The 25,079-nt window shown below is 69.5% G+C and carries 24 protein-coding genes and 1 tRNA gene; 17 read left to right on the top strand and 8 right to left on the bottom strand.

Translation table 11 applies throughout. The annotated features are described in order from the left end of the window. Window positions 1-41 precede the first annotated feature (41 nt). A complete protein-coding gene (locus tag EP757_RS07590; protein ID WP_127543485.1) occupies window positions 42-1,391 on the top strand; it encodes a PKD domain-containing protein in 1,350 nt (449 codons plus the stop codon). A 145-nt stretch (window positions 1,392-1,536) separates the two neighbouring features. Continuing rightward, window positions 1,537-2,892 carry a PKD domain-containing protein gene (locus EP757_RS07580; protein WP_160165764.1) on the top strand — a complete coding sequence of 452 codons (1,356 nt, stop codon included), beginning with the start codon at window positions 1,537-1,539 and terminating at the stop codon, window positions 2,890-2,892. Window positions 2,893-2,931: 39 nt separating this feature from the next. On the opposite strand, the gene EP757_RS07575 is transcribed toward EP757_RS07580, so the two are convergent. Continuing rightward, window positions 2,932-3,966 (bottom strand): hypothetical protein, encoded by a 1,035-nt coding sequence (locus EP757_RS07575; protein ID WP_127543483.1) that lies wholly within the window; start codon window positions 3,964-3,966, stop codon window positions 2,932-2,934. 70 nt (window positions 3,967-4,036) lie between these two features. On the opposite strand from EP757_RS07575, the gene EP757_RS07570 reads away from it, so the two are divergent. The 6 genes from EP757_RS07570 (at window position 4,037) to EP757_RS07545 (ending at window position 9,843) form a co-directional block, all read left to right on the top strand. Then, entirely contained in the window at window positions 4,037-4,933 is an 897-nt protein-coding gene (locus tag EP757_RS07570; protein WP_127543482.1) for a TatD family hydrolase, read from the top strand. Window positions 4,934-4,956: 23 nt separating this feature from the next. Beyond that, the gene (gene rsmA / locus EP757_RS07565) at window positions 4,957-5,973 is read left to right on the top strand and encodes a 16S rRNA (adenine(1518)-N(6)/adenine(1519)-N(6))-dimethyltransferase RsmA (RefSeq protein ID WP_232050406.1); all 1,017 of its coding nucleotides are present in this window, start codon (window positions 4,957-4,959) and stop codon (window positions 5,971-5,973) included. After that, on the top strand, window positions 5,970-6,545 hold the full coding sequence (locus EP757_RS07560) for a Uma2 family endonuclease (protein ID WP_127543481.1): 576 nt from the start codon (window positions 5,970-5,972) through the stop codon (window positions 6,543-6,545). The genes rsmA and EP757_RS07560 overlap by 4 nt, the downstream gene beginning before the upstream one ends. Further along, window positions 6,542-7,489: a 4-(cytidine 5'-diphospho)-2-C-methyl-D-erythritol kinase gene (locus EP757_RS07555; protein WP_127543480.1), complete on the top strand. Its 948-nt coding sequence runs from the start codon at window positions 6,542-6,544 to the stop codon at window positions 7,487-7,489. The genes EP757_RS07560 and EP757_RS07555 overlap by 4 nt, the downstream gene beginning before the upstream one ends. A gap of 7 nt (window positions 7,490-7,496) precedes the next feature. After that, window positions 7,497-9,296: an ABC-F family ATP-binding cassette domain-containing protein gene (locus tag EP757_RS07550; RefSeq protein ID WP_127543479.1), complete on the top strand. Its 1,800-nt coding sequence runs from the start codon at window positions 7,497-7,499 to the stop codon at window positions 9,294-9,296. An 82-nt stretch (window positions 9,297-9,378) separates the two neighbouring features. After that, window positions 9,379-9,843 carry a DUF4383 domain-containing protein gene (locus EP757_RS07545; protein WP_127543478.1) on the top strand — a complete coding sequence of 155 codons (465 nt, stop codon included), beginning with the start codon at window positions 9,379-9,381 and terminating at the stop codon, window positions 9,841-9,843. A gap of 27 nt (window positions 9,844-9,870) precedes the next feature. Here EP757_RS07545 and EP757_RS07540 read toward each other — a convergent pair whose 3' ends face one another. Next, the gene (locus tag EP757_RS07540; protein WP_127554126.1) at window positions 9,871-10,473 is read right to left on the bottom strand and encodes a TetR/AcrR family transcriptional regulator; all 603 of its coding nucleotides are present in this window, start codon (window positions 10,471-10,473) and stop codon (window positions 9,871-9,873) included. A gap of 171 nt (window positions 10,474-10,644) precedes the next feature. Here EP757_RS07540 and EP757_RS07535 point away from each other — a divergent pair. The 9 genes from EP757_RS07535 to cysN all read left to right on the top strand — a co-directional run bounded on the left by EP757_RS07535 (window position 10,645) and on the right by cysN (window position 19,993). Continuing rightward, window positions 10,645-10,716, top strand: a tRNA-Gln gene (locus EP757_RS07535). Between the two features lie 69 nt (window positions 10,717-10,785). Beyond that, complete coding sequence (gene glmU / locus EP757_RS07530) at window positions 10,786-12,228, top strand: bifunctional UDP-N-acetylglucosamine diphosphorylase/glucosamine-1-phosphate N-acetyltransferase GlmU (protein ID WP_127543477.1); 1,443 nt, start codon at window positions 10,786-10,788, stop codon at window positions 12,226-12,228. Between the two features lie 111 nt (window positions 12,229-12,339). Beyond that, window positions 12,340-13,320: a ribose-phosphate diphosphokinase gene (locus tag EP757_RS07525; RefSeq protein WP_127543476.1), complete on the top strand. Its 981-nt coding sequence runs from the start codon at window positions 12,340-12,342 to the stop codon at window positions 13,318-13,320. Between the two features lie 368 nt (window positions 13,321-13,688). Continuing rightward, a complete protein-coding gene (locus EP757_RS07520; RefSeq protein WP_127543475.1) occupies window positions 13,689-14,297 on the top strand; it encodes a 50S ribosomal protein L25/general stress protein Ctc in 609 nt (202 codons plus the stop codon). A gap of 81 nt (window positions 14,298-14,378) precedes the next feature. Then, window positions 14,379-14,966, top strand: a complete 588-nt coding sequence (gene pth / locus EP757_RS07515) for an aminoacyl-tRNA hydrolase (RefSeq protein ID WP_127543474.1) — start codon at window positions 14,379-14,381, stop codon at window positions 14,964-14,966. A gap of 106 nt (window positions 14,967-15,072) precedes the next feature. After that, complete coding sequence (locus EP757_RS07510) at window positions 15,073-16,776, top strand: sugar transferase (protein ID WP_127543473.1); 1,704 nt, start codon at window positions 15,073-15,075, stop codon at window positions 16,774-16,776. Window positions 16,777-16,836: 60 nt separating this feature from the next. Beyond that, window positions 16,837-17,718, top strand: a complete 882-nt coding sequence (locus tag EP757_RS07505; RefSeq protein ID WP_127543472.1) for a 3'(2'),5'-bisphosphate nucleotidase CysQ — start codon at window positions 16,837-16,839, stop codon at window positions 17,716-17,718. A gap of 65 nt (window positions 17,719-17,783) precedes the next feature. Further along, window positions 17,784-18,695 (top strand): sulfate adenylyltransferase subunit CysD, encoded by a 912-nt coding sequence (cysD, locus tag EP757_RS07500; protein ID WP_127543471.1) that lies wholly within the window; start codon window positions 17,784-17,786, stop codon window positions 18,693-18,695. Further along, the gene (gene cysN, locus EP757_RS07495) at window positions 18,695-19,993 is read left to right on the top strand and encodes a sulfate adenylyltransferase subunit CysN (RefSeq protein WP_127543470.1); all 1,299 of its coding nucleotides are present in this window, start codon (window positions 18,695-18,697) and stop codon (window positions 19,991-19,993) included. The genes cysD and cysN overlap by 1 nt, the downstream gene beginning before the upstream one ends. Here cysN and EP757_RS07490 read toward each other — a convergent pair. From EP757_RS07490 to galE, 6 genes are all read right to left on the bottom strand, one after another. Next, a complete protein-coding gene (locus tag EP757_RS07490) occupies window positions 19,977-20,789 on the bottom strand; it encodes an ATP-binding protein (protein WP_232050405.1) in 813 nt (270 codons plus the stop codon). The genes cysN and EP757_RS07490 overlap by 17 nt on opposite strands. Before the next feature lie 97 nt (window positions 20,790-20,886). Further along, a complete protein-coding gene (locus EP757_RS07485) occupies window positions 20,887-21,099 on the bottom strand; it encodes a hypothetical protein (RefSeq protein WP_127543468.1) in 213 nt (70 codons plus the stop codon). Between the two features lie 67 nt (window positions 21,100-21,166). Further along, window positions 21,167-21,712 (bottom strand): hypothetical protein, encoded by a 546-nt coding sequence (locus EP757_RS07480; protein WP_127543467.1) that lies wholly within the window; start codon window positions 21,710-21,712, stop codon window positions 21,167-21,169. Continuing rightward, window positions 21,709-22,851 (bottom strand): ImmA/IrrE family metallo-endopeptidase, encoded by a 1,143-nt coding sequence (locus EP757_RS07475; protein ID WP_127543466.1) that lies wholly within the window; start codon window positions 22,849-22,851, stop codon window positions 21,709-21,711. Before EP757_RS07475 ends, EP757_RS07480 begins: the two co-directional genes overlap by 4 nt. Before the next feature lie 112 nt (window positions 22,852-22,963). Beyond that, window positions 22,964-24,106: a galactokinase gene (galK, locus tag EP757_RS07470; RefSeq protein ID WP_127543465.1), complete on the bottom strand. Its 1,143-nt coding sequence runs from the start codon at window positions 24,104-24,106 to the stop codon at window positions 22,964-22,966. Next, entirely contained in the window at window positions 24,103-25,077 is a 975-nt protein-coding gene (gene galE, locus EP757_RS07465) for a UDP-glucose 4-epimerase GalE (RefSeq protein ID WP_127543464.1), read from the bottom strand. Before galE ends, galK begins: the two co-directional genes overlap by 4 nt. Window positions 25,078-25,079 lie beyond the last annotated feature (2 nt).

The following is a 25,079-nucleotide window of genomic DNA, read 5'->3' as shown; positions in this document are numbered from 1 at the left end:
TACCGTGTCGTCCACCTCGGCCGTCTCAAGGAGCTCCCCCAGTGAAGTCAGGTCTGTCGCGCCGTCTGCTGGTGGCCCTTCTGAGCGGTGCGGTCGCCGCCGGGGGCGCGATCTTCGCCGCGCCGGTCCTGGCGGCCGGGCCGGTGGGGTCGCGGGTGCTGCTGGACGAGCCGTCGGAGAGCGCGCCGCCGCCGTCAGCGGTCGTCGATTCACCGTCCCCGGAGGACCCGCCCGCCGTTCCGGACTCGCCGGCGCCCTCGGACTCGCCCGCGGCCTCGGAGTCGCCCAGCCCGTCGGAGAGCGCGGCCTCGCCGGCTGCGTCGTCGCCCGTCTCCTCGTCGCCTGTCTCCTCGTCGCCGGCCGCCTCCTCATCGGCGTCCTCGTCGTCGCCCGCCTCGGTGCCGGCCACCTCGAAGCCGGTCGCGACCACGCCGGCCAAGCCGGTCGACCGGACGCGGCCGTACGGACGGTTCACGCTGAGCGCCACCGCCCTCTGGACCGGCCAGTGGGTCACCTTCACCCAGCGGACCGCCGACTTCGGCGACGCGGTCTCGCCGGACGCGCGGATCACCCGGCGGATCGACTGGGGCGACGGCACCGGGGTGACGCTCGCGCCGTCCGCGACCGGTCAGGCGAAGCAGTACGCCAGGGCCGGCCGGTTCACGGTCACCGAGACGCTGACCGACGAGGCGAAGAACGTCCTGCGGATCTCCCGGACGATCAACATCACGATTCCCGGTACGTACAAGCTCACCCGGACGACGGTCTACCAGGGAGTGACGTTCGGCATCAACGTGTCGAACGTACCGGCCGGGACCAGGAACATCATCGTCAACTGGGGCGACGGCGCGGTGACCGGCCACCCGGGACGGAACGGCCGGATCGACTACTACATCCTCAAGCACGCGAAGACCGGCAAGCGGATCAGCGGCGACTTCCCGATCAAGATCGCCTTCGTCAACGCGAACGGGTCGAGCGCGTACCGGCCGGTCGGCACGATCAAGGTGCTCGCCGACAGCACGAAGCCGGTCGTGCGAATCAACAAGCCGGCCAAGACCAGCCGGGTGAGCTCCTGGCGGACCATCACCGGCACGGTCACCGACACGCAGTCCGGGGCGCCGTTCGCGTACGCCACGGTGATGTGGGCCAGTCCCGCGGGCAAGACCTACTGCCTGACGCCGGACTCGAAGTGGAAGCGATACACGAACGACGCGCAGCTCATGAAGTTCTGCGCGGACAAGGGCGTGAAGCTCCCGGTGACGAACGGCAAGTGGACGCTCAAGGTGCCGGCCGGTCTCGCCAGCGGCTATCTGCTCGCCTGGGTGTGGACCTGGGACTGGGCCGACAACTACGCGGACGCGACCCGGCAGGCGACGCTGACCAGGAAGTAGAAATCGATTGATCTTGGTGAGGACGATCCGGTACCGTCACGTCACCACGGGGGAACGTGAGTGATCAATCGGTTTGGTCGGGGCGCGACTTGAACCGCGGATGACGGCTGCGCTCCTCTCGTGAACGGATCTGCGAAGGAGCCCAGTGAAATCAACCCTGTCGCGCCCCCTCCTGGCGGCGCTCGTCAGTGGTGCGATCGTCGCCGGCGGCGCCGTCTTCACGGCGCCCGTCCTGGCTGCCGGGCCGTCCGCCACCGGCGGCGTCTCGGCACTCGACGACTCCACCAGCCCGACCGCGACCGTGTCCGAGACCGCTACGCCGGACCCGTCGGACACCACGGCTACGCCGGACCCGACGGACACCACGGCTACGCCGGACCCGACGGACACCACGGCTACGCCGGACCCCACGGACACCAGCGAGCCGACGACGCCGGTCACCACCACTCCGGCGACCACGGCGCCCACCACCGCACCCACGACGACGGCTCCGACCAAGCCGGCCACCACCGCGCCCACGACGAAGCCGCCGGTCACCACCGCGCCGCCGAAGGACACCAAGGCGCCGGTCGGCTCGTTCCGCCTGACCCCGGCCGCGATCTGGACCGGCCAGAAGGTGACCGTCCACCAGAACGCGAACGAGTACCAGGACGACCGGGACGGGGACAACATCACCCGCCGGGTCAACTGGGGTGACGGCAGCAGCACCACGCTGGCGGCCGGCGCCACCTCCTCCGCGAAGCAGTACACCAAGGCCGGCAAGTTCAAGGTCACGGTGACGCTGACCGACCGCAGCCGGAACTCGTTCACCACCGCGGCCAAGGTCGTCACGGTCACGGTCCCGGCCAAGTGGTCGCTGAGCAAGTACTCGATCTACCAGGGCGGGCACTTCGACGTCCGGATCAGCAGCGTGCCGAAGGGCACCCAGAAGATTCACCTCGACTGGGGTGACGGCTGGGTCTCCACCCTCGCCGGCAGGAACCAGTCGGTGGGCGGCACGGTCCTGTACCGCAAGGACACCTCGAACAAGATCAGCGGCAAGGTGAAGCTGCGGATCGCGTTCACCGACAAGAACGGTTGGACCGGCTGGCTGCCGCTGGCCACGCTGAACGTCGTCAAGGACAGCTGGAAGCCGAAGCTGACCATCACCAAGCCGAAGAAGGCCAACCGGGCGAGTTCCTGGAAGACGGTCAAGGGCACGGTCAGCGACAAGGGCGCCGGCGTGCTGCCGTTCGTGCGGGTCACCATGATCCGGGAGACCACCTCGGGCAAGCTCTACTGCCTCACGCCGAAGAAGAAGTGGAAGCGTTTCTACAACGACGACCAGTTCATCGAGTACTGCGGCACCGGTGGCATCAAGGTGACGGTGAAGAAGGGCAAGTGGTCCATGAAGGTCCCGTCCGGGATCGGCAAGGGCTACGTCGCGACGGCGGTGTGGATCGTCGACAAGGCCGACAACTACAGCAGCAAGTGGCGTGAAGCCAAGATCACGCGGAAGTAGAACGTAGGAAAGGGCCGGCTCAGCCGGCCCTTTCGCTTTCTACAGCTGGTATGCGATGTCCGCGATGTGGTGATCGGCCAGCTCGTCGACCGGCGCCCACGCCTCGTAGACGCCGCGCTCGTAACAGCGCGCACCGGTCAGGTTGATCCCGTCCGCCTCCGGCTTGATCAGCCTCAGCCGGGCCCAGGTCTCGTCCCGCTGCAGCACCCAGGAGGACACGCCCCGCCAGAGCGCCTTCTCGGCCCGGCGGCTCAGGGTCTGCACCGGGTAGCGGGCCGCTCGCGTCAGCGCCCGGACCCGGAATTCGCCGGGCGGGTCGGCGACCGCCTCGTACTCCTTGTCGTCGATCCGGCCGACCAGCCGGGACGAGGCGGAGGCGGTGCACGGGACGTACTCCCGGTCGGGGCTGGCGCCCGGGATCTCACCCAGCAGGCCACGCCAGCGCGGGCCGGCCAGCCGCAGCCAGCCGTGCTGTTCCGGCTGGTACGTGTAGAGGATCACCTCTTCGCCACCCGGCACGTGCGCCAGGAGCTGTGCGTTCGCCGGGATCGGCAGGTCCGCGAACCCGGCCGTGATGTACTCCGGGATCAGCTCGTCGGTGCTCGGCCCGAAGCCGGTGCCGAGGATCATCGCGCCGATCCGGGAGTGCGCCGGCAGCGCGGAGAGGCCGGGCTGGGAGGGTGCGGCCGGCACCTCGTAGTCCAGCGGGTCGGTGGCCCGCCAGCGCAGCGCGAACGTGATGTCCGAGTCGGCCGCGCCGTCCGTCCGCAGCAGAGCGAGCTGCCCGGGTTCCCGCAGATGCTCGACGTCGCAGGAGCGGTAGCAGAAGCCGTACGGAAGCCAGCCGCCCAGATGACCGGCGACCTGTGCCGCGGACAGGACCTTCGTCATCCGGGTCCCGCGGCGGATCGCGGCCGTCGCCCGGATCCGGCGCAGCTCCTGATCCTCCCGGTACGACACCGACTGGCTCATGAGCTGGACCTGCTGCCAGTTCAGGTCGCGGCGCAGCGGTGCCATCAGGGGTGGGTCGAGCGGGTCGAACCCCAGCTCACTGTCCTCACCGGTCACGGTCACGCGGCGCAACCTAAGTGATCCCGGTGGATATCGGATGAACGCGCGGTTACCGGAAAACGCGACGTGCACAATGTCTCACATGTCTTCGTCGCCTTCTGAATCCCGCCGGGCCAAGGCAGCTCGCCGGGCGGGTGAGTTCCCGCCCGCACCCGAGCCGCTGGCGGTCCCGGTGTTCGACAGCCACACCCACCTGGACCTGACCGTCCAGGAGGCCGGCGCGCTGACCGAGGCCGGCGGCGACCCGGTCGAGGCCCTGATCTCGGCCGCCGCGAAGGCCGGCGTGGACCGTCTCGTGCAGGTGGGCGTGGACGTCGACTCGTCGCGGTGGAGCGCGGAGGCGGCCGAGAAGTACGCCGCCGTGCTCGCCGCCGTCGCGCTGCACCCGAACGAGGCGCCCCGGCTGTCCGACCTGGACGAGGCACTCCGGGAGATCGAGGCGCTCGCCGCCCGGCCCCGGGTCCGGGGGATCGGGGAGACCGGGATGGACACGTTCCGTACCGTGGACGAGGGCCGGGCCGCGCAGGAGGAGAGTTTCCGGGCGCACATCGCGATCGCGAAGCGGCACGGCAAGGCGCTGATCATCCACGACCGGGACGCCCACGACGACGTGCTGCGGATCCTCGACGACGAGGGCGCGCCGGACACCGTGGTCCTGCACTGCTTCTCCGGCGACGCGGAGTTCGCCGCCGCGTGCGTGCGCCGGGGCTACTACCTGAGCTTCGCCGGGACCGTCACGTTCGCGAGCGCCGGCAACCTTCGGGAGGCGGCCGCGATCACCCCGCCGGAACAGATGATGGTGGAGACCGACGCGCCGTACCTCACGCCGGTGCCGTACCGGGGCCGGCCGAACGCCTCCTACCTCATCCCGATCACGGTCCGGGCGCTGGCCGCGGCCCGTGGCGTGGACGTCGACGAGCTCTCCGCGACGATCTCCGCGACCGGGGAGCGGGTCTTCGGCTCGTGGTGAAACGGCCGCTCTAGGCTCTGTACATGGCTGACACGATGAGCAATTTTCAACCTGGCATCGGGTCCGATGCCGCCGGGCCGTCGTCCGGCGCCGGCGAGCGAGGCCCTCGCCACGTTGAAAATGGCTCACTTCTCGGCCCGGCGGAGATCCGGGAACTCGCCGCACGCCTCGGCGTCGCGCCGACCAAGAAGCTCGGCCAGAACTTCCTGCACGACCCGAACACCATCCGGCGGATCGTGGCGGCGGCAGCCCTGCGACCCGACGACGTGGCGCTGGAGGTCGGCCCGGGCCTCGGCTCGCTGACCCTCGGCCTGGTCGGGGCGGTCCGGCACGTGCACGCCGTGGAGATCGACCCGACGCTCGCCGCGGCGCTGCCGGAGACGGTCGAGGCGGATCACCTCACCGTGCACCCGGCCGACGCGCTGCGGGTGACCGGCGACCTCTTCGACCCGGCGCCGACCATGCTCGTGGCGAACCTGCCGTACAACGTGGCGGTGCCCGTCGTGCTGCACCTGCTCGCCGAGCTGCCCACGCTGCGCGGCGGCCTGGTCATGGTGCAGAAGGAGGTCGCCGACCGGCTCGTCGCCGGGCCCGGCTCGAAGGTGTACGGCGTCCCGTCGGTGAAGCTGGCCTGGTACGCCGAGGCCAAGTCGGCCGGCAAGGTGCCGCCCGCGGTGTTCTGGCCGGTGCCCAACGTGGACTCGGGGCTGGTCGCGTTCACCCGGCGGGAGCCGCCCGCCGGCGAGTTGCCCGCGGGCGAGGGCGGTGCGGGCGCGGCCTCGCGGGCTGAGGTGTTCGGGGTGGTGGACGCGGCCTTCGCGCAGCGGCGCAAGACGTTGCGGGCGGCGCTGGCCGGCTGGGCGGGCGGCGCCGACCGGGCCGAGCAGGTGCTGCGGGCGGCCGGGGTGAGCCCGCAGGCACGGGGCGAGGCGCTCACGGTGGGGGAGTTCGCCGCGATCGCCGGGGCGGCGAAAGTGTCGGTGGACGGCGGTAAGCTCAGCCCGTCGACCGGCGCGAAGCCTGAGGAGGTGGACTCATGACCGCCGAACCAGCAGGTCACGTCATGTGGTCGCCGGATCCCGTCCGGCAGAAGATGGCCAGTTTCTTCCTGGAGGATGTCCTCAACCTCCCCGACGACGCCCCCCGCGTCGAGCTTCGCGACGGAGTCATGATCGTGGTTCCTTCCCCCACCTTGGGCCACCAGGACTTCGCGAACTTGTTGTGGATGTGGCTCAGGAAGAACGCTCCGGAGTCGCTTCAGCCCGGGACTGCGGTGGGTATAGCTGTGGGATTGCAGGACTCTTTCGAGCCCGATGTCGTGCTGTTGCGCCGCCCAGTCGATGGGAGCCATCACTTTTTCCTGCCCTCACAGACGGTCATCGTCGTCGAGGTCGTTTCGCCGGGCACGAAACGCCGTGATCGACTGGACAAGCCGGTGGGTTACGCGGCATCCGGGATCCCGCATTACTGGCGGATCGAGCAGGACCCTGTGCACATCTATGCCTATGACCTGGTCGACGGCCGCTATGAGCTGGTCGCCGACTCCGACGAGGAGCTGGTGTTGAGCGCGCCGTTCGAGATTCGGCTGCCTGTCCGGGACATCACTCCGTGACCGAGGCGTGGGGACCGGACGACGAGGGGCCTCGTCCGCATCCCGGTCCGGTGCGGGTGCGGGTGCCGGCGAAGATCAATCTGCATCTCGGGGTCGGGCCGCTGCGGCCGGACGGGTTCCATGAGCTGAACACGGTCTATCACGCGATCGGGATCTTCGATGAGCTCACCGCGCGGCGCGGGGACACCCTCGCGCTGACCATGGAGGGCGTCGGCGCCGGGGAGCTGGCGCTGGACGAGAGCAACCTGATCATCCGGGCGGCCCGGGCGCTCGCCGCGAAGGCGCGGGTCCCGGCGTTCGCGCGGCTGCACCTGCGCAAATCGATCCCGCTCGCCGGGGGCCTTGCCGGGGGCAGCGCCGACGCGGCCGCCGCCCTGATCGCCTGCGATGTGCTCTGGGGACTCGGCATGTCCCGGGACGAGCTCGCCGAGGTCGGCGCGCAGCTCGGGTCGGACGTGCCGTTCCTGCTGCACGGCGGCACGGCTCTGGGCACCGGCCACGGCGAGGCGGTCAGCCCGATCCTGGCCCGGCCCACCGCCTGGCACTGGGTGGTCGCGGTCGCCGACGGCGGTCTCTCCACCCCGGCCGTCTATCGCGAACTCGACTCGCTGCGGGACAGCTCCTGGCCGCCGGCTGCGCTCGACGGGCCCGACCAGTTGATGTCCGCGCTGCGCCAGCGCGATCCGGAGGTGCTCGGCGCGGCGCTCGGCAACGACTTGCAGGCAGCCGCTCTGTCGCTCCGGCCGCAGCTCGCCGACGTGCTGAAAGCCGGGCACGAGGCGGGCGCGATCGCCGGGATCGTCTCCGGTTCCGGCCCGACCTGTGTCTTCCTCGCCGCCGACGCCGGGCACGCCCAGCGGGTGGCGGCCGGGCTGAACGCGGCGGGCGTCTGCCTGGAGGCGGTCACCGCGCGGGGGCCGCAGCCGGGCGCGCGGGTAATCTAGACGCATCGTGGCCAACATCATCAACCTGGACCGGGTCAACAAGGGTTACGGCGCCGCCGGTCAGCTGCTCACCGACGTCTCGATCGGCCTGGACGACGACGCCCGCCTCGGCATCGTCGGTCTCAACGGGGCCGGCAAATCCACCCTTCTCAGGCTTCTCGCCAAGATCGAGGAGCCGGACTCCGGCCGGGTCACCCATCGTCGTGACCTGCGGGTCGCCAACCTGCCGCAGAACCTCGCCCTCGCCCCCGAGGCGACAGTGCGCGACGTCGTGCTGGGCACCGCCTGGCTCGCCGAGGGCATGGGCGCCGAGCACGAGTGGGCGGGCGACGCCGGGGTCCGGATCATCCTCGACGGCCTCGGCATGGGATACCTCGGACTGGACACCCCGGTCGGGCCGATGTCCGGTGGCGAGCGCCGCCGGGTCGCGCTCGCCGCGCTGCTCGTCCGGGAGAGCGATCTGCTGATCCTCGACGAGCCCACCAACCACCTCGACGTGGCGGGTGTCGACTGGCTCGCCAAGCACCTGCTGACCCGCAAGGGCGCTCTCGTCGTGGTCACCCACGACCGCTGGTTCCTGGACGCGGTCTGCACCGCGACCTGGGAGGTCGTGGACGAAGAGGTGCACGTCTACGAGGGCGGCTACGCGGCCTGGACCCTCGCGCGAGCCGAGCGCCTGCGCGTGGCGGCGGCGGTCGAGGCCCGCCGGCAGAACCTGCTCCGCAAGGAGATCGCCTGGCTGCGCCGCGGCCCGCCGGCCCGGACGTCCAAGCCGAAGTTCCGGATCGACGCGGCGAACGAGCTGATCGCCGACGTCCCGCCGGTCCGCGACACGGTCAGCCTGCAGCGGCTCGCCACCACCCGGCTCGGCAAGCAGGTCTACGACCTGGAGAACGTCGAGCTCAACGCCGGGCCCAAGCCGATCTTCAAGAACCTGACGTTCCAGGTCGGCCCGGGTGACCGGCTCGCCATCCTGGGGGCTAACGGCGCCGGCAAGACGACCCTGCTGCGGCTGCTCGCGGGCATCACCAAGCCGGACGGCGGCCGCCTGGTCACCGGGTCGACGGTCCGTCCCGCGTTCCTCTCCCAGGAGCTCAAGGAGCTGCCCGGCCACCTGCGCCTGCTGGAGGCGGTGGAAGAGGTCGCCAAGCGGGTCAAGCTCGGTGACCGGGAACTGTCGGCCGGTCAGCTCGCCGAGGTCTTCGGCTTCACCGACAAGCGGATCTGGACGCCGGTGAGCGACCTGTCCGGTGGTGAGCGCCGACGGCTGCAGCTGCTGCGCCTGCTCGCGACCGAGCCGAACGTGCTGCTCCTCGACGAGCCGACGAACGACCTGGACACCGACACCCTGGCCGCGCTGGAGGACCTGCTCGACTCGTGGCCCGGCACCATGGTGGTGGCCAGCCACGACCGCTACCTCGTGGAGCGGGTCACCGACACGGCCTACGGCATGTTCGGGGACGGCCGGCTCGTCCATCTCCCGGGCGGGATCGACGAATACCTGGAGAGAGTGTCCGGACACGGTGCTCCGGGCGTACAGGCGCAGAAGGAAGCGCAAGCGACGCCGAGCGCGCCGGGCCTCTCCGCGGGTGAGTTGCGCCAGGCTCGCAAGGATCTCGCTCGGCTGGAGCGGCAGATGGACAAGCTCGCCGAGAAGGAAGCGAAGATCAACGAGAAGCTGGCCGAGCACGGCAGCGACTACGAGAAGATCGTGGAATTCGAGGCGCAGCTGAAGGCGGTGCGCGAGGAGAAGGAGGAGGCCGAGATGGAGTGGCTGGAGCTCGCGGAGCAGGTGGGTAGTAACTGATCCGGGGGGTGTGCCTGCGCCCTTGTTTCCGATACGCGAGAATCGGTACGACTACACCTGACCTTGGAGACGGACGGACAGTATGGCCTCGCACATTCCGGTCAACCATCCCCTGCGGCCGATCTACCGGATCGTTGGCTTCGTCGTCGGCGCCTACCTCGTGGTCTTCGGCGTGCTCGGCGCGATCCAGACCGCCGGTGAGCCGTTCGCGAACGAGACGGGCATCCGGGTCCTCGGCCAGGAGACCAACATGCTCAGCTCGCTGATCCACATCGTGGTCGGCGGCCTGGTGATCCTCGGTACCGCGATCGGCAAGAACCTCGACGTGGCGGTCGACAAGTACCTCGGCTGGGCGCTGCTGGTGCTCGGCACGTACTCGCTCGCGACCATCCGCACCGACGCGAACTTCCTCGGCTACAGCATCTCGACGGTGATCGTGACCTACCTGGCCGGCCTGCTGCTGATCACGGTCAGCCTGTACAGCAAGGTCGTCCCGGAGTCGCAGGCCGGCGCCCCGCGCCAGGTCCGTGAGGGACGCACCGCCTGATCTCCCGTTGTCCCCGCAGGGTGCGGTTCAGCGCACCTTGCGGGTCAGCAGGCCCGGCTTCGTCTCCAGGTGGGACAGGCCGTTCCAGGCCAGATTGACCAGGTGGGCGGCGACCATCTCCTTCTTCGGGCGCTGCGCCTCCCGCCACCACTGGCCGACCAGCGCCACCATCCCGACCAGCGCCTGTGAGTAGAGCTCGGCGAACTTCGGGTCGATGCCCCGGCTTTTGAACTCGGCGCCGAGGATGTGCTCCACCTGGTGCGCGATGTCGTTCATGACGCTGGAGAAGTTGCCGGCCGCGGACAGCACCGGTGACTCGCGAACCAGCACCCGGAAACCGTGCGGCTCGTCCTCGATGTAGTCGAGCAGCGCCAGCGCCGCCTGTTCCAGCAGCTCCCGGGGGTGCCCGGCGGTCAGCGCTGCCGCGATCCGGTCGAGCAGCGTCCGCACCTCGCGGTCGACGACCACGGCGTACAGGCCTTCCTTGCCGCCGAAGTGCTCGTAGACGACCGGCTTCGACACCTTGGCGCGGGCAGCCACCTCCTCGACACTCGTGCCGTCGTATCCCCGCTCCGCGAAGAGCTGGCGGCCTATGGTGATCAGCTGTTCCCGTCGCTGGGCCGCGGGCATGCGTACGCGTGGGGCGCGGTTGCCGCCGTCTGTCTGATCTTTCACTCGGCCATCTTGTCAAAGCGCTTCCGGCGGGCCCGTCAGGAACGGCATGATGCGCGTGGTCGTCCACGAGGCTTCGTCCGCTTTCGCGGAGCAAGAGGTGGGAGGCTAGTCTGTCTCCAGCACCTTTCGGCCGTGGTGTAATTGGCAACACTCTTGGTTTTGGTCCAAGCTTTCCGGGTTCGAGTCCTGGCGGCCGAGCAGATTCTCCATGGTTGAGCCCTGAGCGGGCTCCCACAGTCAAGCCACTGCGAACGATGGAGTTGCCGCGTGAGCCAGGCCCCCAGCCGTACCGTTGTCGTCCTTGCCGCCGGCGAGGGGAAGCGGATGAAGTCCGCGACGCCCAAGGTTCTGCAGCCTCTGCTCGGGCGGACCCTGCTCGGGCATGTGCTGGCCGTGGCGTCGGCCATCCGGACCGATCGCACCCTCGTGGTCGTCGGGCACAAGGCCGATCAGGTGGGCGCCTTCCTCGCCGAGGCCGCGCCGGCCGCCACGCCGGTGCTGCAGGCCGAGCAGAACGGCACCGGGCACGCCGTGCGGATCGCGCTCGACGCGGCGCCCGAGCTGACCGGCACCGTCGTGGTGCTCAGTGGTGATGTGCCGCTGCTGCGCGCGGAGACGGTCGAGGCGCTGCTCGCCACCCACGAGCGGGCCGGCGCTGCGGCGACCGTGCTCAGCGCCGAGGTGGCCGAGCCGGGCGGGCTGGGCCGGATCGTGCGGGGCGCGGACGGCAACCTGGAGCGGATCGTCGAGAACAAGGACGCGACGCCGGAGCAGCGGGCGATCAAGGAGATCAACTCCGGGATCTACGCGTTCGACGCGGCGCTGCTGCGGGAGGCGCTGGGCAAGCTGTCCACCGACAACGCGCAGGGCGAGGAGTACCTGACCGACGTCTTCGGGATCCTGGCCTCGCAGGGGCACCCGGTGGCGATCGAGGTGGCCGAGTTCGCGTACGAGACGCTCGGCTGCAACGACCGGGCCGAGCTGGCCCAGCTGCGGGTGCTCATGCGGGACCGGGTCAACCAGGCGTGGATGCGGTCCGGTGTGCTGCTGCTGGACCCGGCGACCACCTGGATCGACGTGACCGCGACGCTCGAGCCGGACGCCGTGGTCGACCAGAACTCGCAGATCTCCGGTGTCAGCACGGTGGCGACCGGCGCGGTCGTCGGCCCGGACACCACGCTGATCGACACGGTGGTCGCCGAGGGCGCGACGGTTCTGCGTACGCATGCGGTGGGCGCTGAGATCGGGCCGTCCGCGACCGTCGGGCCCTACTCCTACCTGCGTCCCGGCACGAAGCTGGCGCGCAAGTCGAAGGTCGGCGGGTTCGTCGAGACCAAGAACGCCGAGCTGGGCGAGGGTGCGAAGGTGCCGCACCTGTCGTACGTCGGCGACGCCTCGATCGGCGCGAGCGCGAACATCGGCGCCGGCACGATCTTCGCGAACTACGACGGGGTGCGGAAGAGCCGGACGACCGTCGGTGAGGCCGCTTTCGTCGGCTCGGACACGGTCCTCATCGCGCCGGTCGAGATCGGCCCGGGGGCGTACGTGGCGGCCGGCAGTGCCGTCGCGAAAGACGTGCCGGCCGGTAACCTCGGGGTGACCCGCGCGCCGCAGCGGAACGTGGAAGGCTGGACCGAGCGCCGCCGTGCCGGAACGGTGTCCGCGAAGGCCGCCGCCGAGGCTTCGAATATCACCTCTGACCAGGACTGATCCAGCGGGGGTGAGGCATCCCACGCGACGGCCTCGAAACGTGGCGGTTACGTTCTCGCAAGGGATACTTCACTGCGAACCCACCCCCTAATCAACGGGAGCAGCGAGTCGATGGGCAGCATCGTCGCGGAGAACCGTAAGAGTTTGATGCTCTTCTCGGGCCGGGGATTCCCGGAACTGGCGGAGGAGATCGGACAGGTGCTCGGCGTCGCGCCGACGCCGTCTGATTCGTACGAGTTCGCCAACGGTGAGATCTTCGTCCGGTTCAAGGATTCGGTCCGCGGGTCGGATGCCTTCGTGGTGCAGTCGGTCACCGAAGGGGTGAACCGGTGGGTCATGGAGACGCTGATCATGATCGACGCTCTGAAGCGCGGATCGGCGAAGCGGATCACCGTGGTCCTGCCGTTCTACCCGTACTCGCGGCAGGACAAGAAGCACCGCGGCCGTGAGCCGATCTCCGCGCGGCTGGTCGCCGACCTGCTGAAGACGGCCGGCGCGAACCGGATCCTCACCGTCGACCTGCACACCGCGCAGATCCAGGGCTTCTTCGACGGCCCGGTGGACCACCTGTTCGCGATGGACATCCTGGCCGACTACGTGCAGCGCAAGTTCGCCGGCCGCCCGATGACCGTCGTCGCGCCGGACTCCGGCCGGGTGCGGGTCGCCGAGCGCTGGACGGACCGGCTGGGCGGCTGCCCGCTGGCGTTCATCCACAAGACCCGCGACCCGCTGAAGCCGAACCAGGTGGTGGCGAACCGCGTGGTCGGCGAGGTCGAGGGCCGGGTCTGCCTGATCGTCGACGACATGATCGACACCGGTGGGACGATCACCAAGGCCGCGGACATCCTCTTCGAGGAGGGTGCCGCCGACGTGATCGTGGCCTCCACCCACGCGCTGCTCTCCGACCCGGCCACCGAGCGGCTGAAGAACAGCCGGATCAGCGAGCTCGTGGTGACGAACACGCTGCCGCTCTCGCCGGAGAAGCGACTCGACAAGATCACTGTGTTGTCGATCGCACCGCTGCTGGCCCGCGCCATCCGCGAGGTCTTCGACGACGGCTCGGTGACCACTTTGTTCGGTGGCCTCAGCTAGTTTCTCCAGGTTTGGGAAACGCCCGTCGGTGACGGGCGTTTTCTCGTGTGACGCAAGTTGCGGCGCACCGGGACGATTTTCCGCAGACACCGCCACGTGCGGCCGACCCGCTGACCGGTGCACGATCGTGGCAGGTAAGCTAGTGCGGTTGCCACGGCGAGGGTGCCTCGTGGTCTGCTGAGGTTCGCAGTCCACTCGAGGTGCCGTCATCGACGCGGTGCTCCGGGCCTGTGCCCAGCGCGCCCTTCGCCCGGCAGCGCCGGCGACGGTCCCAGCGCCGTCGGCGGCCACCACCGCAGCACCACTGCCGGATACCGCAGCCGCAGACTTAGCCGCAGCCCGCATCGAGAAGTTTCAGGAGTTTCCCCGTGTCCGAGGTAAAGATCAGCGCCGAACCCCGTACCGAGTTCGGCAAGGGTGGTGCCCGCCGCACGCGCCGGGCCGGTCTGGTGCCGGCCGTGCTCTACGGCCACGGCGAGAAGCCGCAGCACATCGCGCTGCCGGCCCGCGAGTTCGCCGCTGCCATCCGGCACGGTGGCCTGAACCAGATCTTCACGATCGACATCGCCGGCACCGCGACGCTGGCGCTGCCGAAGGCGATCCAGCGTGACCCGATCAAGGACACCTACGAGCACATCGACCTGCTCATCGTGAAGCGCGGCGAGAAGATCCAGGTGGACATCCCCGTCACCCTGGTCGGCGAGGCCGCCAAGAACACCCTGATCGTCCACGAGTCGAACACCGTCTCCGTGGTCGCCGAGGCGCTGCACCTGCCGTCCGAGCTCGAGCTGTCGATCGAGGGCCTGGACGCCGGCGCGCGTCTGACCGCCGGCGACGTCAAGCTGCCGAACGGCGTCGAGCTCGCGGTGGACGCCGATGTCGTCCTTGCGATGATCTCCGCGGCGCAGAGCACCACGCAGGCCGAGGACGACGCGGCCGCCGCCGAGGGCGAGGCCTCGGGCGAGAGCGCGGAGTAAGTCTTTCGCAGCAGCGGTAAGCCGTAGATCAGGGAAAGTGCCGGTGGCACTTTCCCTGATCTGTATTCAGCGGAGGTCGAGTTGAGCGACGAGGCACCCTGGCTGGTTGTCGGCCTGGGCAACCCCGGCAAGGAGTACGCCGGGAACCGGCACAACGTCGGTTTCATGGTGGCGGACCTGCTGGCGTCCCGGGTGGGCGGCAAGTTCGGCCGGGCGAAGCGGGCGCAGACCGAAGTGGCCGAGGGGCGACTGAGCTTCGGCGGTCCGAAAGTGATCGTCCTGAAGCCGCTGACCTATATGAACCTGCTCGGCGCTCCGGTGGTCGCGCTGGCCCAGTTCTTCAAAGTCCCCGTGGCGAATGTGATCGCGGTGCATGATGAGCTTGATGTGCCGTACGGGCAGGTGCGTGCCAAGCGAGGCGGCGGCGAGGGCGGTCACAATGGACTGCGTTCGATGTCCAAATCGCTGGCGAGCAAGGAGTACGCGCGGGTGCGTTTCGGGATCGGACGGCCGCCTGGTCGGCAGGATCCGGCCGACTACGTGCTCTCCGACTTCTCGGCGGCGGAGCGCAAGGAACTGGACTTCCTGGTGGACCGGGCCGCCGACGTCACCGAGGCGATCATCCTCGAGGGCGTCGAGTGGGCGCAGAACAAATACCACGGAGTCTGACGCCCGGCACTTTGTCCGCCTTGTCATGCCGTGACGTGCTTTGCCGCCCGTCCGTTGGTCACACGGATGCACCCGAACGGTGCGATGGGTGACAGGAGGTCGGGGGATGTCGCAGGACGTGTCCGAGAGCCGGGCGGATGCGTCGACCGCGACATCGCCCAACCACACCGCTGCATCGGCCGACCACATCGCTACGTCGGCCAGCCACATCGCGAGATCGCCCAATCACGGACCACAGCACCCGGCGACCCGGGAGCGCGGGCACAACGCCAAGATCCCGGGGCCGGTTCCGCGGTCCTTCAACGACGCGATCGACAGGCACTGGTCGGACCGCCCGAACCGCTCCCAGGCGGTCCGCCCGGCCGGTCGCCCGTTCGTGCGCAACCGCGGCAGGCACGCCGCGATGTCCCGCCGCCAGCTCTGGGAGCGCCAGTACGTCTGGTCGCTGGTCCTCTCCGACCTGACCGCGGGCGTGGCCGCCGGAGTGGCGACCTTCATGGTCCGCTTCGGCGACGCGGTGACCCAGTACAACCGCGCCTACATGGTCTACTCCGCCCTGCTGCCGATCCTCATCCTCGCGGTGCTGGCGGTCTCCCGGGCGTACGAGCGGCGCTACCTCTTCGTCGGCAGTGACGAGTATCAGCGCGTCATCCGGGGCGGGGTCGGACTGATCGCGGGCGCGGCCGTCGTGTCGTACGCCCTGAATCTGGATCTTGCTCGTTCCTATGTCCTGGTAGCGCTGCCCGCGACGATCGCCGCGGTCGTCCTGCTGAGGTTCGTCCTGCGCAAGCGGCTGCACTTCGCCCGGGCGCGCGGCGAGAACCTCCGGCGGGTGATCGTCGTCGGTCATGAGCTGTCCGTGATCGGAATCACCCGGCAGCTGCGCCGCGAGCGGTACCACGGCCTGGAGGTCGTCGGCGCCTGCCTGCCGCCGGACGCGGACGGCATCGGGGTCGCGGACCTGACCGTCTACGGCACGTTCGACCAGGTGGCGGGCGCGGTGCAGCGGGCCGACGCGGACACCGTCGTGGTGCTCAGCTGTCCCGAACTGGACGGCGCCGCGGTGCGCCGGCTGGCCTGGCAGCTGGAGCGTGACGAGGTCGATCTCGTGGTGGCGAGCGCGCTCGTCGATGTGGCCGGTGCGCGGACCACCATTCGCCCGTTCGATGGACTTCCGATGCTGCACGTCGAGCATCCCCGGCTGCACGGTGGATCGCGCCTGGTCAAGGACGTGTTCGATCGTTTAGGCGCACTCGCGTTGCTGGTTCTCGCCGGTCCCGTGCTGGTGACCGTGGCGCTCTGCGTGGGACTCACGTCACGTGGCCCGGTACTCTTTCGCCAAGTGCGCGTGGGACGAGATGGACGGCAGTTCCGGATTTTCAAGTTCCGCAGCATGTACCTCGATGCCGAGGCTCGCCTCGGCGATCTGAGGCACCTCAACGAGCACGACGGTGTGCTCTTCAAAATGCGCGACGATCCGCGGGTCACCCCGGTCGGTCGTTGGCTGCGCCGGTTCTCGCTCGACGAGCTCCCGCAGTTGATCAACGTCCTGCTGGGGCAGATGTCGCTGGTCGGCCCGCGGCCCCCGCTTCCGACGGAGGTCGCCGCCTATGCCGATGATGTGCGGCGGCGGCTGGCCGTCAAGCCCGGTATGACCGGTCTGTGGCAGGTGTCCGGGCGATCGGACCTCTCCTGGGAAGAGGCGGTCCGTCTCGACCTGCGCTATGTCGAGAACTGGTCCCTGAGCCTCGATCTGGTGATCCTGCTCAGGACCGTGACCGCGGTGGTGCGGTCATCCGGAGCGTACTGAGTCCGGGCCTGCCTCCCCGGCAGAGCCCGCGCTGGGCGAAAGCCGAGGAGGAGCGAGACGATGGGCGAGCAGACGAAGACGTCGGCACGCATAACGACCCCGCGGGAGACCGGCGAGGGCGGTTCGCCGCCGGTCATCGACGCGGCCTTCGCCCGCTGGCTCGCGGACCGCGCCGGCCAGCTGCTCCTCCAGGTGCGTGAGGAGCAGGGGTACGCCGACCCGAAAGCTCTCAAGGCAGCCGGCGATCAGGCGGCACACGACCTGATCCGGGCCGAGCTGGCCCGCTGGCGCCCTGCCGACGCCGTCCTCTCCGAGGAGGACGGCGACTCCCGGGTCGCCTGGCAGGAGGGCGTCGCCCGCCCGGACCGCCTGGGCAGTTCCCGGGTGTGGATCATCGATCCGCTGGACGGCACCCGCGAGTTCTCCGAGGAGGGCCGCACCGACTGGGCCGTCCACGTGGCGCTCTGGACCGCCGACTCGTCCAACCCGGCGTGCCTGTCGGCCGGCGCCGTGGCGATGCCGGCCCAGCACCGCACGCTCGCCACCGACCACGCCCCGGCCTACCCGCCGATGCCGCTGGAGTCGGCGACCGGCGGCGCCATCCGGATCGCGGCGAGCCGGACCCGGCCGCCCGCGTTCGTGACCGCCCTGGCCGAGGAGATCGGCGCCGAGCTGGTGCCGATGGGCTCGGCCGGGGTGAAGATCGCCGCGGTGATCAGCGGCGAGGCCGACGCCTACGTGCACGCCGGCGGCCAGTACGAGTGGGACTCGGCCGCCCCGGTGGCTGTGGCGTTGGCCACGGGACTGCACGCATCCCGTATCGACGGCACCCCTCTGGCCTATAACCAAGGCGACCCGAAGTTGCCTGACCTGGTCGTTTGTCGCAAGGATCTCGCTCCTCGGTTGCTTGCTGCGTTGCAGAGGCATCTTCCGACACAATGACGAGTCGGTTCCGACCGTGGAAAATCGCAGGGTGAACACCGGAGAAAGGTCTGGGGACTGAACCCATGAGCCAGACGAAGCCTTACCGCGTATCGCATCTGGACGCTCTCGAAGCGGAGAGCATCTTCGTCATGCGGGAGGTCATGGCCGAGTTCGAGCGCCCAGTGCTGCTCTTCTCCGGCGGCAAGGACTCGATCGTGATGCTGCGCCTCGCCGAGAAGGCGTTCGCGCCCGCGCGCATCCCGTTCCCGGTCATGCACGTCGACACCGGCCACAACTTCCCCGAAGTCCTCGACTACCGGGACCGCCGGGTGGCGGCCCTGGGGCTGAACCTGGTGGTCGCCAGTGTTCAGGAGGCGATCGACACCGGCCTGGTCCGCGAGCTGCCGGACGGCACCCGCAACCGGATCCAGACGCCGGTGCTGCTCGACGCGGTGGAGAAGTACCGCTTCGACGCCCTCTTCGGCGGCGCCCGCCGCGACGAGGAGAAGGCCCGCGCCAAGGAGCGGATGTTCAGCTTCCGCGACGAGTTCGGCCAGTGGGACCCGAAGAACCAGCGCCCCGAGCTCTGGGCGCTCTACAACGGGCGGCACCACCCCGGCGAGTCGATCCGGGTGTTCCCGCTCTCCAACTGGACCGAGCTGGACATCTGGCACTACATCGCCAAGGAGCAGATCCCGCTGCCCGACATCTACTACGCGCACGACCGCGAGGTCGTCGAGCGCAACGGGATGTTCTACGCGGTCAACGAGTTCATCAGGCTCCGGGACGGCGAGACCTCCGAGGTTCGCCGGGTCCGCTACCGCACCGTCGGCGACGCGTCGCAGACGGCCGCGGTGCTCTCCGACGCCGACACGGTGGACAAGGTGATCGACGAGGTCGCCGCCACCCGGATCACCGAGCGCGGCGCGACCCGCGGGGACGACAAGGTCTCCGAGGCCGCGATGGAAGACCGTAAGCGAGAGGGTTACTTCTGATGAGCCAGGCAGTTCTGGAGCCGGACGCCGCCGCCGCGCGGGGCATGGACCTGCTGAGGTTCGCCACCGCCGGAAGCGTGGACGACGGCAAGTCCACCCTCATCGGCCGCTTGCTCTTCGACACCAAGACGATCTTCGAGGACCAGCTCGAGGCCGTGGAGACCGCCAGCGCGTCCCGCGGCGACGAGTACACGAACCTCGCGCTGCTCACCGACGGCCTGCGGGCCGAGCGGGAGCAGGGCATCACGATCGACGTGGCGTACCGGTACTTCGCGACCCCGCGCCGCAAGTTCATCATCGCGGACACCCCCGGGCACATCCAGTACACCCGGAACATGGTCACCGGCGCCTCCACGGCCGACCTCGCGCTGATCCTGGTGGACGCGCGCAAGGGCCTGGTCGAGCAGTCCCGCCGGCACGCGTTCCTCACCAGCCTGCTGCGGGTGCCGCACCTGGTCCTCTGCATCAACAAGATGGACCTGGTGGACTGGGACAAGGCGGTGTACGACCGGATCGCCGACGAATTCACCTCGTTCGCCGCGAAGCTGGACGCCCCCGACCTGACGATCATCCCGATCTCGGCGCTCAACGGCGACAACATCGCATCCCGGTCGGACAAGTCCCCGTGGTACGAGGGCCCGTCCCTGCTGCACCACCTGGAGCACGTGCACATCGCCAGCGACCGCAACCTGGTCGACGTCCGGTTCCCGGTGCAGTACGTGATCCGCCCGCAGTCCACCACGGTGACCGACTACCGCGGCTACGCCGGCCAGGTCGCCTCCGGCATCCTCAAGCCCGGCGACGACGTGATGGTCCTGCCCTCCGGCCTGACCAGCAAGATCGCGTCGATCGACACCGCGGACGGCCCGGTCGACGAGGCCTTCCCGCCGATGTCGGTGACGGTCCGGCTGACCGACGAGATCGACATCTCGCGCGGTGACATGATCTGCCGCCCGAACAACGCACCGGCGGCCGCTCAGGACCTCGAGGCGATGATCTGCTGGATGGACGAGACGGCCCCGCTGCGGGTCGGCGGCAAGTACACGATCAAGCACACCACGCGTACGGCCCGGACCGTGATCCGCGGCGTGCAGTACCGGCTCGACGTGAACACGCTGCACCGCGACGAGACCGCCGGCGAGCTCTCGCTCAACGAGATCGGCCGGGTCAAGCTGCGCACCACGGTGCCGCTGCTGGCCGACGAGTACCGCCGCAACCGGACCACCGGCGGCTTCATCCTGATCGACGAGAGCACCAACCGTACGGTCGGCGCCGGCATGATCATCGAGGCGCGATAGCTCCCCGGACCGTCGCCCAGACGATCTTGCCGGTCTCGGTGGGGATGCTTCCCCACATCGACGCCGTCTCCTGAACCGTCCGCAGCCCCCGGCCCCGCTCGTCGAGCGGCAGGTCGGGGCGCGGGCGGTTCGTCCGTGTCAGGACCTGTGGCAGCCGCGGATCGCCGTCCGCGACGGCGAGCTGCAGGCCGGCGCCGCGCCGGGTCACCACCACGCCGATCTCGGTGCCGGCGTGCTCGATGGCGTTCGTCACCAGCTCGGACATCACCAGCCGGCTCGGGTGCAGCAGGTGAACCAGCCCCCAGGACAGGCAGGCGTCGCTCACCAGGTTGCGGGCGAGGCTGGGCGCGTCGGTGTCGGGGGCCAGCATGATCGTGAAGCGCTCGGCGCCGGGCATCCGGGCGGCCAGCGCCACCCGGGCCTGGCCGACCTTCGCGTAGACCGGCAGGAAACGACCCACGCCGAGCCCCTGCATGCGGTCCGCCAGCGGCAGATCGGGCGGGACGCAGAGCGCGACCGGCACCGGCGGTCTCATCGCGGCAGCGGCGTGCTGAGCGGTCACCCAGGTGGGTGCGCTCTCACTGCGCGGGTCGACCAGGCCGGACAGGTCGACGATGAGCGCGTCCGGGTGCTCGGTGAAGCATCGGCGCAGCGACGCCGAGGCGTTGTCGCGGAGCGACGCGTCCCAGGGGCCGCGGACCGTGAGCAGAGAGAACGCGGCCTCCGGCCCGGCGTCGAGGCGGAGGGTGACACCTTGCTCGGTGTCATCGGAGAGATACGGTGGGCTGACCCCCATGCAGCACACGATAGTCAGCTGACTGCCCTGTAGCCCCTGGTCTCGCTCCTGCGGGTGTCGGCTGAAAGGCCGATCCGGCCCCGCTGGACGGGGGAGCTCAGGAGTGGTCGCGGCGCTCGGTGACCTCGTCGATCGCCTCGGTCACGGCGCTGGTGATGTCACCCGACGGGATGGCGATCGCCTCGGCCTCCTCGTGCAGCCGGTCGCCGTGGGTCGGCTCCGGCTGCGGGGCGGTGCCCGCCCCGGCGAAGCCGAACTCGTTCGGCTCGTCCGTCTCGGCTGTCGTCTGGTCCTGCGGTTCGCTGGTCATGGAGCGGCCATACCCACCGCAGGACCGTCCGAAGCGTCAGATGCGGGCGGCGGCTGAGGGCACATGGTCAGCTCGGGCAGACGCCCATATGGCTGCTGGGAACCCTTACGCCTCGATCGGAGGCGGCCATCTGCTGTAGTAGTTCGAATGCCTCCGGGCACCCCACCTCTGAGCAGGAGAAACACTCCTCCATGATCTTGTGGGTATCGAACGTGAACAACCCTCGCCGCCGAGCGAAGTTGAGCGCCTCTCGGTCATCCGTGACGAAGAACGCTCCGACGTCGACATGTTGGAGGTGATAGATGATCTCGGCCTCGCCGAGATGCCGAGTCGGGCTCGAGCCCAGCGCGCCGAGCCCGCGGCGGATGTTGTTGATCTCCGTCAGGGCGCTGGTGGAGTCGCTTATCTCCACCGGCTCACCCAGCCACTCGGCTTGGAGCACGCGCTGCAGATAGGGCGCGGCACCCACGCCCCGGGTGATCTCCCATCGGATCGTCTCCGTCCAGCGGGCTCGGTGACCGTAGCGCTCTCTCAACAGGTCCAGCCGGTCCACCGCGGCGAAATTGGCGAGCGTGCAGGTGTCGAAGTAGATGTCACCTATCCGTGCGCTCACAACGAGTACTCCAGGGGGTCTTCCTCCGGAGGAATGGGGGAGCGTGCCGGCGGAGTCAGCTCATCAAGGAGGTCTCTGGGGTCGACCTTCAGCAGATCAGCGAGCGGGCGGACGCTGATGCTTCCCTGCACGTACGCCTCGATGCCGCGGGAAAGGAGGTTGCCCGGCACGCGGCGGTCATTTCGCGCTTGGAGGTCACGTGCCCGTCCGGCGCGAAGTGCGATCCGGCTCGACGACAAGGATCGAATGCGGTCACGCCCCGCTGCGTCGACGACGCCGACATTGTGCAGGCGGAACGCCAGCGCATCGAGGCTGACACCGAATCGGCTGAGCAGGTCGACGATGATCTCCTCGGTCACTCCATGGGGAACGGCCTCCCTGATTGCTCCCTCGGGCATGAGGAAAGCAGCGGCGAACGCGTTGGCGCGGATCTCGTCCGGCGAACGACGGCCGAACACATCCTCATCAACCGTCAGCCGCTGTGAATCTCCGGCGGCAAGGTGGCCCAGTTCGTGCGCGAGGGTGAATCGCTGGCGGGTCGCCGCGATTCCGCTGCTCACCAGAGCAAGTCCTAGACCTCCGGAGGAGAGGCTGAGCCCGTCGAGTCCGGTCGGCAACGGCTCGAAGCCGACGTCGAGGCCGAGTCGTTTCTCCAGCAGTTCGGAAAGGTCGGAGAGCTGGTAAGGGAGGTCTTCGTCGCCAAGCCCGGCCTCTCGGCGCAACCGGTCGGCGAGATCGGCGCCCTGGCGGTGCGGAGGCCCGACGAACTCCGGCAGGTCGAGAGTGGTCTCGGCCCACCCGAAGCCCAGGTCTGTCAGGAGCCGGTGCAGTTCGAGAAGGCGGTCACTGCGCTCCAGCGCCTCGCGCAGGGCCGGACTGACGTCGGGCTGCGCCCTGGCGGCCATGGCTGGGGCAGGTGTGGAGGCATCCGACTCGGACAACAGATCTTCCATCGAAATGCCGAGGTGCTCGGCGATCAGTGCGACCTCGAGCGACTTGAAGTTGCGCGTGCCATTGAGAGCTTTGGAGAGCGCGGTGTGATCCAGGCCGATCTCCAAGGCCAGACTCAGCTGCGTCCGGCCGGCAGCTGTTATCGCGGCTCGGACGCGTTCGGCGAGGATTTCCCTGGTGACGGCCATGGTGCGACCCTAGGCCGGGGGTTGCGATTATCGCAACAGCGCCGCTTGCTCCTCCGTGTGGCAAGGGGCAAGCGGCGCTTGTCGGGCGAAATGTGAAATTAGAACACGAGTTCTATTGATTGCCGGGCATGCGGGCGGCGCCCGGCCCGGCCACCGCCACGAAACTGTCCGGTGCGGTGAAACCCTTCTTCTCGTACGCGGCGGCCACCGCGGCGGCGGTCGCGTACGCACGGTCGGCGTCGATCAGTGCGAGGACGCAGCCGCCGAAGCCGCCACCGGTCATCCGGGCGCCGTACGCCCCGGACTCCAGTGCCGTCTCCACCGCCACGTCGACCTGCGCCACGGTGATCTCGAAGTCGTCGCGCATCGAGACGTGCGAGGCGGTCAGCAGCGGGCCGATCTCCCGGGTGCGGCCCTCGCGGAGCAGGGCGACGGTGTCCAGGACCCGCTGGTTCTCGGTGACGATGTGCCGGGTGCGGCGGCGCAGCACGTCGTCGCCGAGCTTGGCGAGCGCCTCCGGCAGGTCGGCCACGTCCACGTCCCGCAGGGCGCGGACGCCGAGGGCGGCGGCCGCTTCCTCACAGGCCTTGCGGCGGGCGCCGTACTCCCCGTCGACGTGCTGGTGCGGGGCGTTGCTGTTGATCACCAGGATGGCGAGGCCCTCGGCGGCCAGGTCGAACGGGATCTGCTCGACCTCGTAGGTCCGGCAGTCGAGGAAGAGCGCGCGGCCTTCGAGGCAGCGGATCGAGGCGGACTGGTCCATGATCCCGGTGGGCGCGCCGACGTAGACGTTCTCGGCCCGCTGGGCCAGCGCCGGGCGCTTCTCCACCGGCAGGTCCAGGCCGCCGAGGTCGACCAGCGCGGTCAGCACCGCCGACTCCAGGGCGGCGGACGAGGAGAGCCCGGAGCCGAGCGGCACGTCCGAGTCGAGCGCGATCCGGGCCGGCGGCACCTCGAAGCCTGCGTCCTGCAGAGCCCACACCACTCCGGCGACGTACGCGCCCCAGCCGGTGACGTCACCCGGGGAGGTGGTCCCGAAGCTCACCGGTTCGGGGATCAGCGTGGAGCAGACGTGCCAGCGGCCGTCCTCGGAGGGGCCGGCCGCCGCGACGGTGCGCTGCGGCAGAGCGAAGGGGAGCACGAAACCGTCGTTGTAGTCGGTGTGCTCGCCGATCAGGTTGACCCGGCCGGGCGCGGCCCAGAAACCGGTGGGCTCGGCGCCGTACGCGTCCTTGAAGATCTCGGACAGGCTCATGCCACGTGCTTCCGGTAGAAGGTCCAGGCGTCACCGATCATGTCCTGGAGCGTGTTCTTCCGCGGAACCCAGCCCAGCTCGGTACGCGCCCGCTCGGAGGAGGCGACCAGGGTCGCCGGGTCGCCGTCGCGGCGCGGGGCGATCTCCACCGGGATGGCGGCGCCGGTCACCTCGCGGGCTGCCTCGACGACCTGCTTGTTGGAGAAGCCGTTGCCGTTGCCGAGGTTGTAGATCTTGTGCTCACCGGCCGTCGTGGCGTCCAGCGCGAGCAGGTGTGCCCGGGCCAGGTCCTCGACGTGGATGTAGTCGCGCACGCAGGTGCCGTCCGGCGTGGGGTAGTCGTCGCCGAAGAGCTGCAGTTTCTCCCGCTTGCCGGCGGCGGCCTGCAGGGTGATCGGGATGAGGTGCGTCTCCGGGTCGTGCCGCTCGCCGATCTCGCGGTCGCCGTCGATGTACGCCCCGGCGACGTTGAAGTAGCGCAGCGAGACCGCGGCGAGGCCGTGAGCGAACGTCTCGGAGGTCAGCGCCAGGTCGAAGGTCAGCTTCGTCGACCCGTACGTGCTGGTGGGGGCCTTCACGGCGGACTCGGTGATGGGCAGCTCGACCGGGTTGCCGTAGACCGCGGCGGTGGACGAGAAGATCACCCGGGGTACCTTCGCTGCGCGGATCGCGTCGAGGAAGGCGAGCGACTTCACGACGTTCTCGTGCCAGTAGAGCTCGGGCTTGGCCATCGACTCACCGGCCGCGATCAGCCCGGCGAAGTGCAGGACGGCGTCGAACCCGGCGTCCGGGGTGAGGACCTGCGCGGCGTCGGCGATGTCCGCCTGAACGAAGGTGGCATCCGGCGCGACGGCCTCACGGAAGCCGGTGCGAAGGTTGTCGAGGACGACCACTTCGTGGCCGGCGTCCAGCAGTAGCCTGCTGGTCACGCTGCCGACGTAGCCGGCGCCGCCGGTGACGAGCAATTTCACGG

Source organism: Actinoplanes sp. OR16 (assembly GCF_004001265.1).
Taxonomy (GTDB): Bacteria; Actinomycetota; Actinomycetes; order Mycobacteriales; family Micromonosporaceae; genus Actinoplanes.
The sequence above is the reverse complement of the archived record's forward strand: the minus strand, read 5'-3'. Positions and strand labels throughout refer to the sequence as shown.

Coding starts and splice junctions, on each gene's coding strand:
- EP757_RS07570 (WP_127543482.1), top strand. CDS start 4,037: ATGTCTCACATGTCTTCGTCGCCTTCTGAATCCCGCCGGGCCAAGGCA.
- rsmA (WP_232050406.1), top strand. CDS start 4,957: ATGGCTGACACGATGAGCAATTTTCAACCTGGCATCGGGTCCGATGCC.
- EP757_RS07560 (WP_127543481.1), top strand. CDS start 5,970: ATGACCGCCGAACCAGCAGGTCACGTCATGTGGTCGCCGGATCCCGTC.
- EP757_RS07545 (WP_127543478.1), top strand. CDS start 9,379: ATGGCCTCGCACATTCCGGTCAACCATCCCCTGCGGCCGATCTACCGG.
- EP757_RS07540 (WP_127554126.1), bottom strand. CDS start 10,473: ATGCCCGCGGCCCAGCGACGGGAACAGCTGATCACCATAGGCCGCCAG.
- EP757_RS07525 (WP_127543476.1), top strand. CDS start 12,340: ATGGGCAGCATCGTCGCGGAGAACCGTAAGAGTTTGATGCTCTTCTCG.
- EP757_RS07510 (WP_127543473.1), top strand. CDS start 15,073: ATGTCGCAGGACGTGTCCGAGAGCCGGGCGGATGCGTCGACCGCGACA.
- EP757_RS07505 (WP_127543472.1), top strand. CDS start 16,837: ATGGGCGAGCAGACGAAGACGTCGGCACGCATAACGACCCCGCGGGAG.
- cysD (WP_127543471.1), top strand. CDS start 17,784: ATGAGCCAGACGAAGCCTTACCGCGTATCGCATCTGGACGCTCTCGAA.
- cysN (WP_127543470.1), top strand. CDS start 18,695: ATGAGCCAGGCAGTTCTGGAGCCGGACGCCGCCGCCGCGCGGGGCATG.
- EP757_RS07490 (WP_232050405.1), bottom strand. CDS start 20,789: ATGGGGGTCAGCCCACCGTATCTCTCCGATGACACCGAGCAAGGTGTC.
- EP757_RS07485 (WP_127543468.1), bottom strand. CDS start 21,099: ATGACCAGCGAACCGCAGGACCAGACGACAGCCGAGACGGACGAGCCG.
- EP757_RS07475 (WP_127543466.1), bottom strand. CDS start 22,851: ATGGCCGTCACCAGGGAAATCCTCGCCGAACGCGTCCGAGCCGCGATA.
- galK (WP_127543465.1), bottom strand. CDS start 24,106: ATGAGCCTGTCCGAGATCTTCAAGGACGCGTACGGCGCCGAGCCCACC.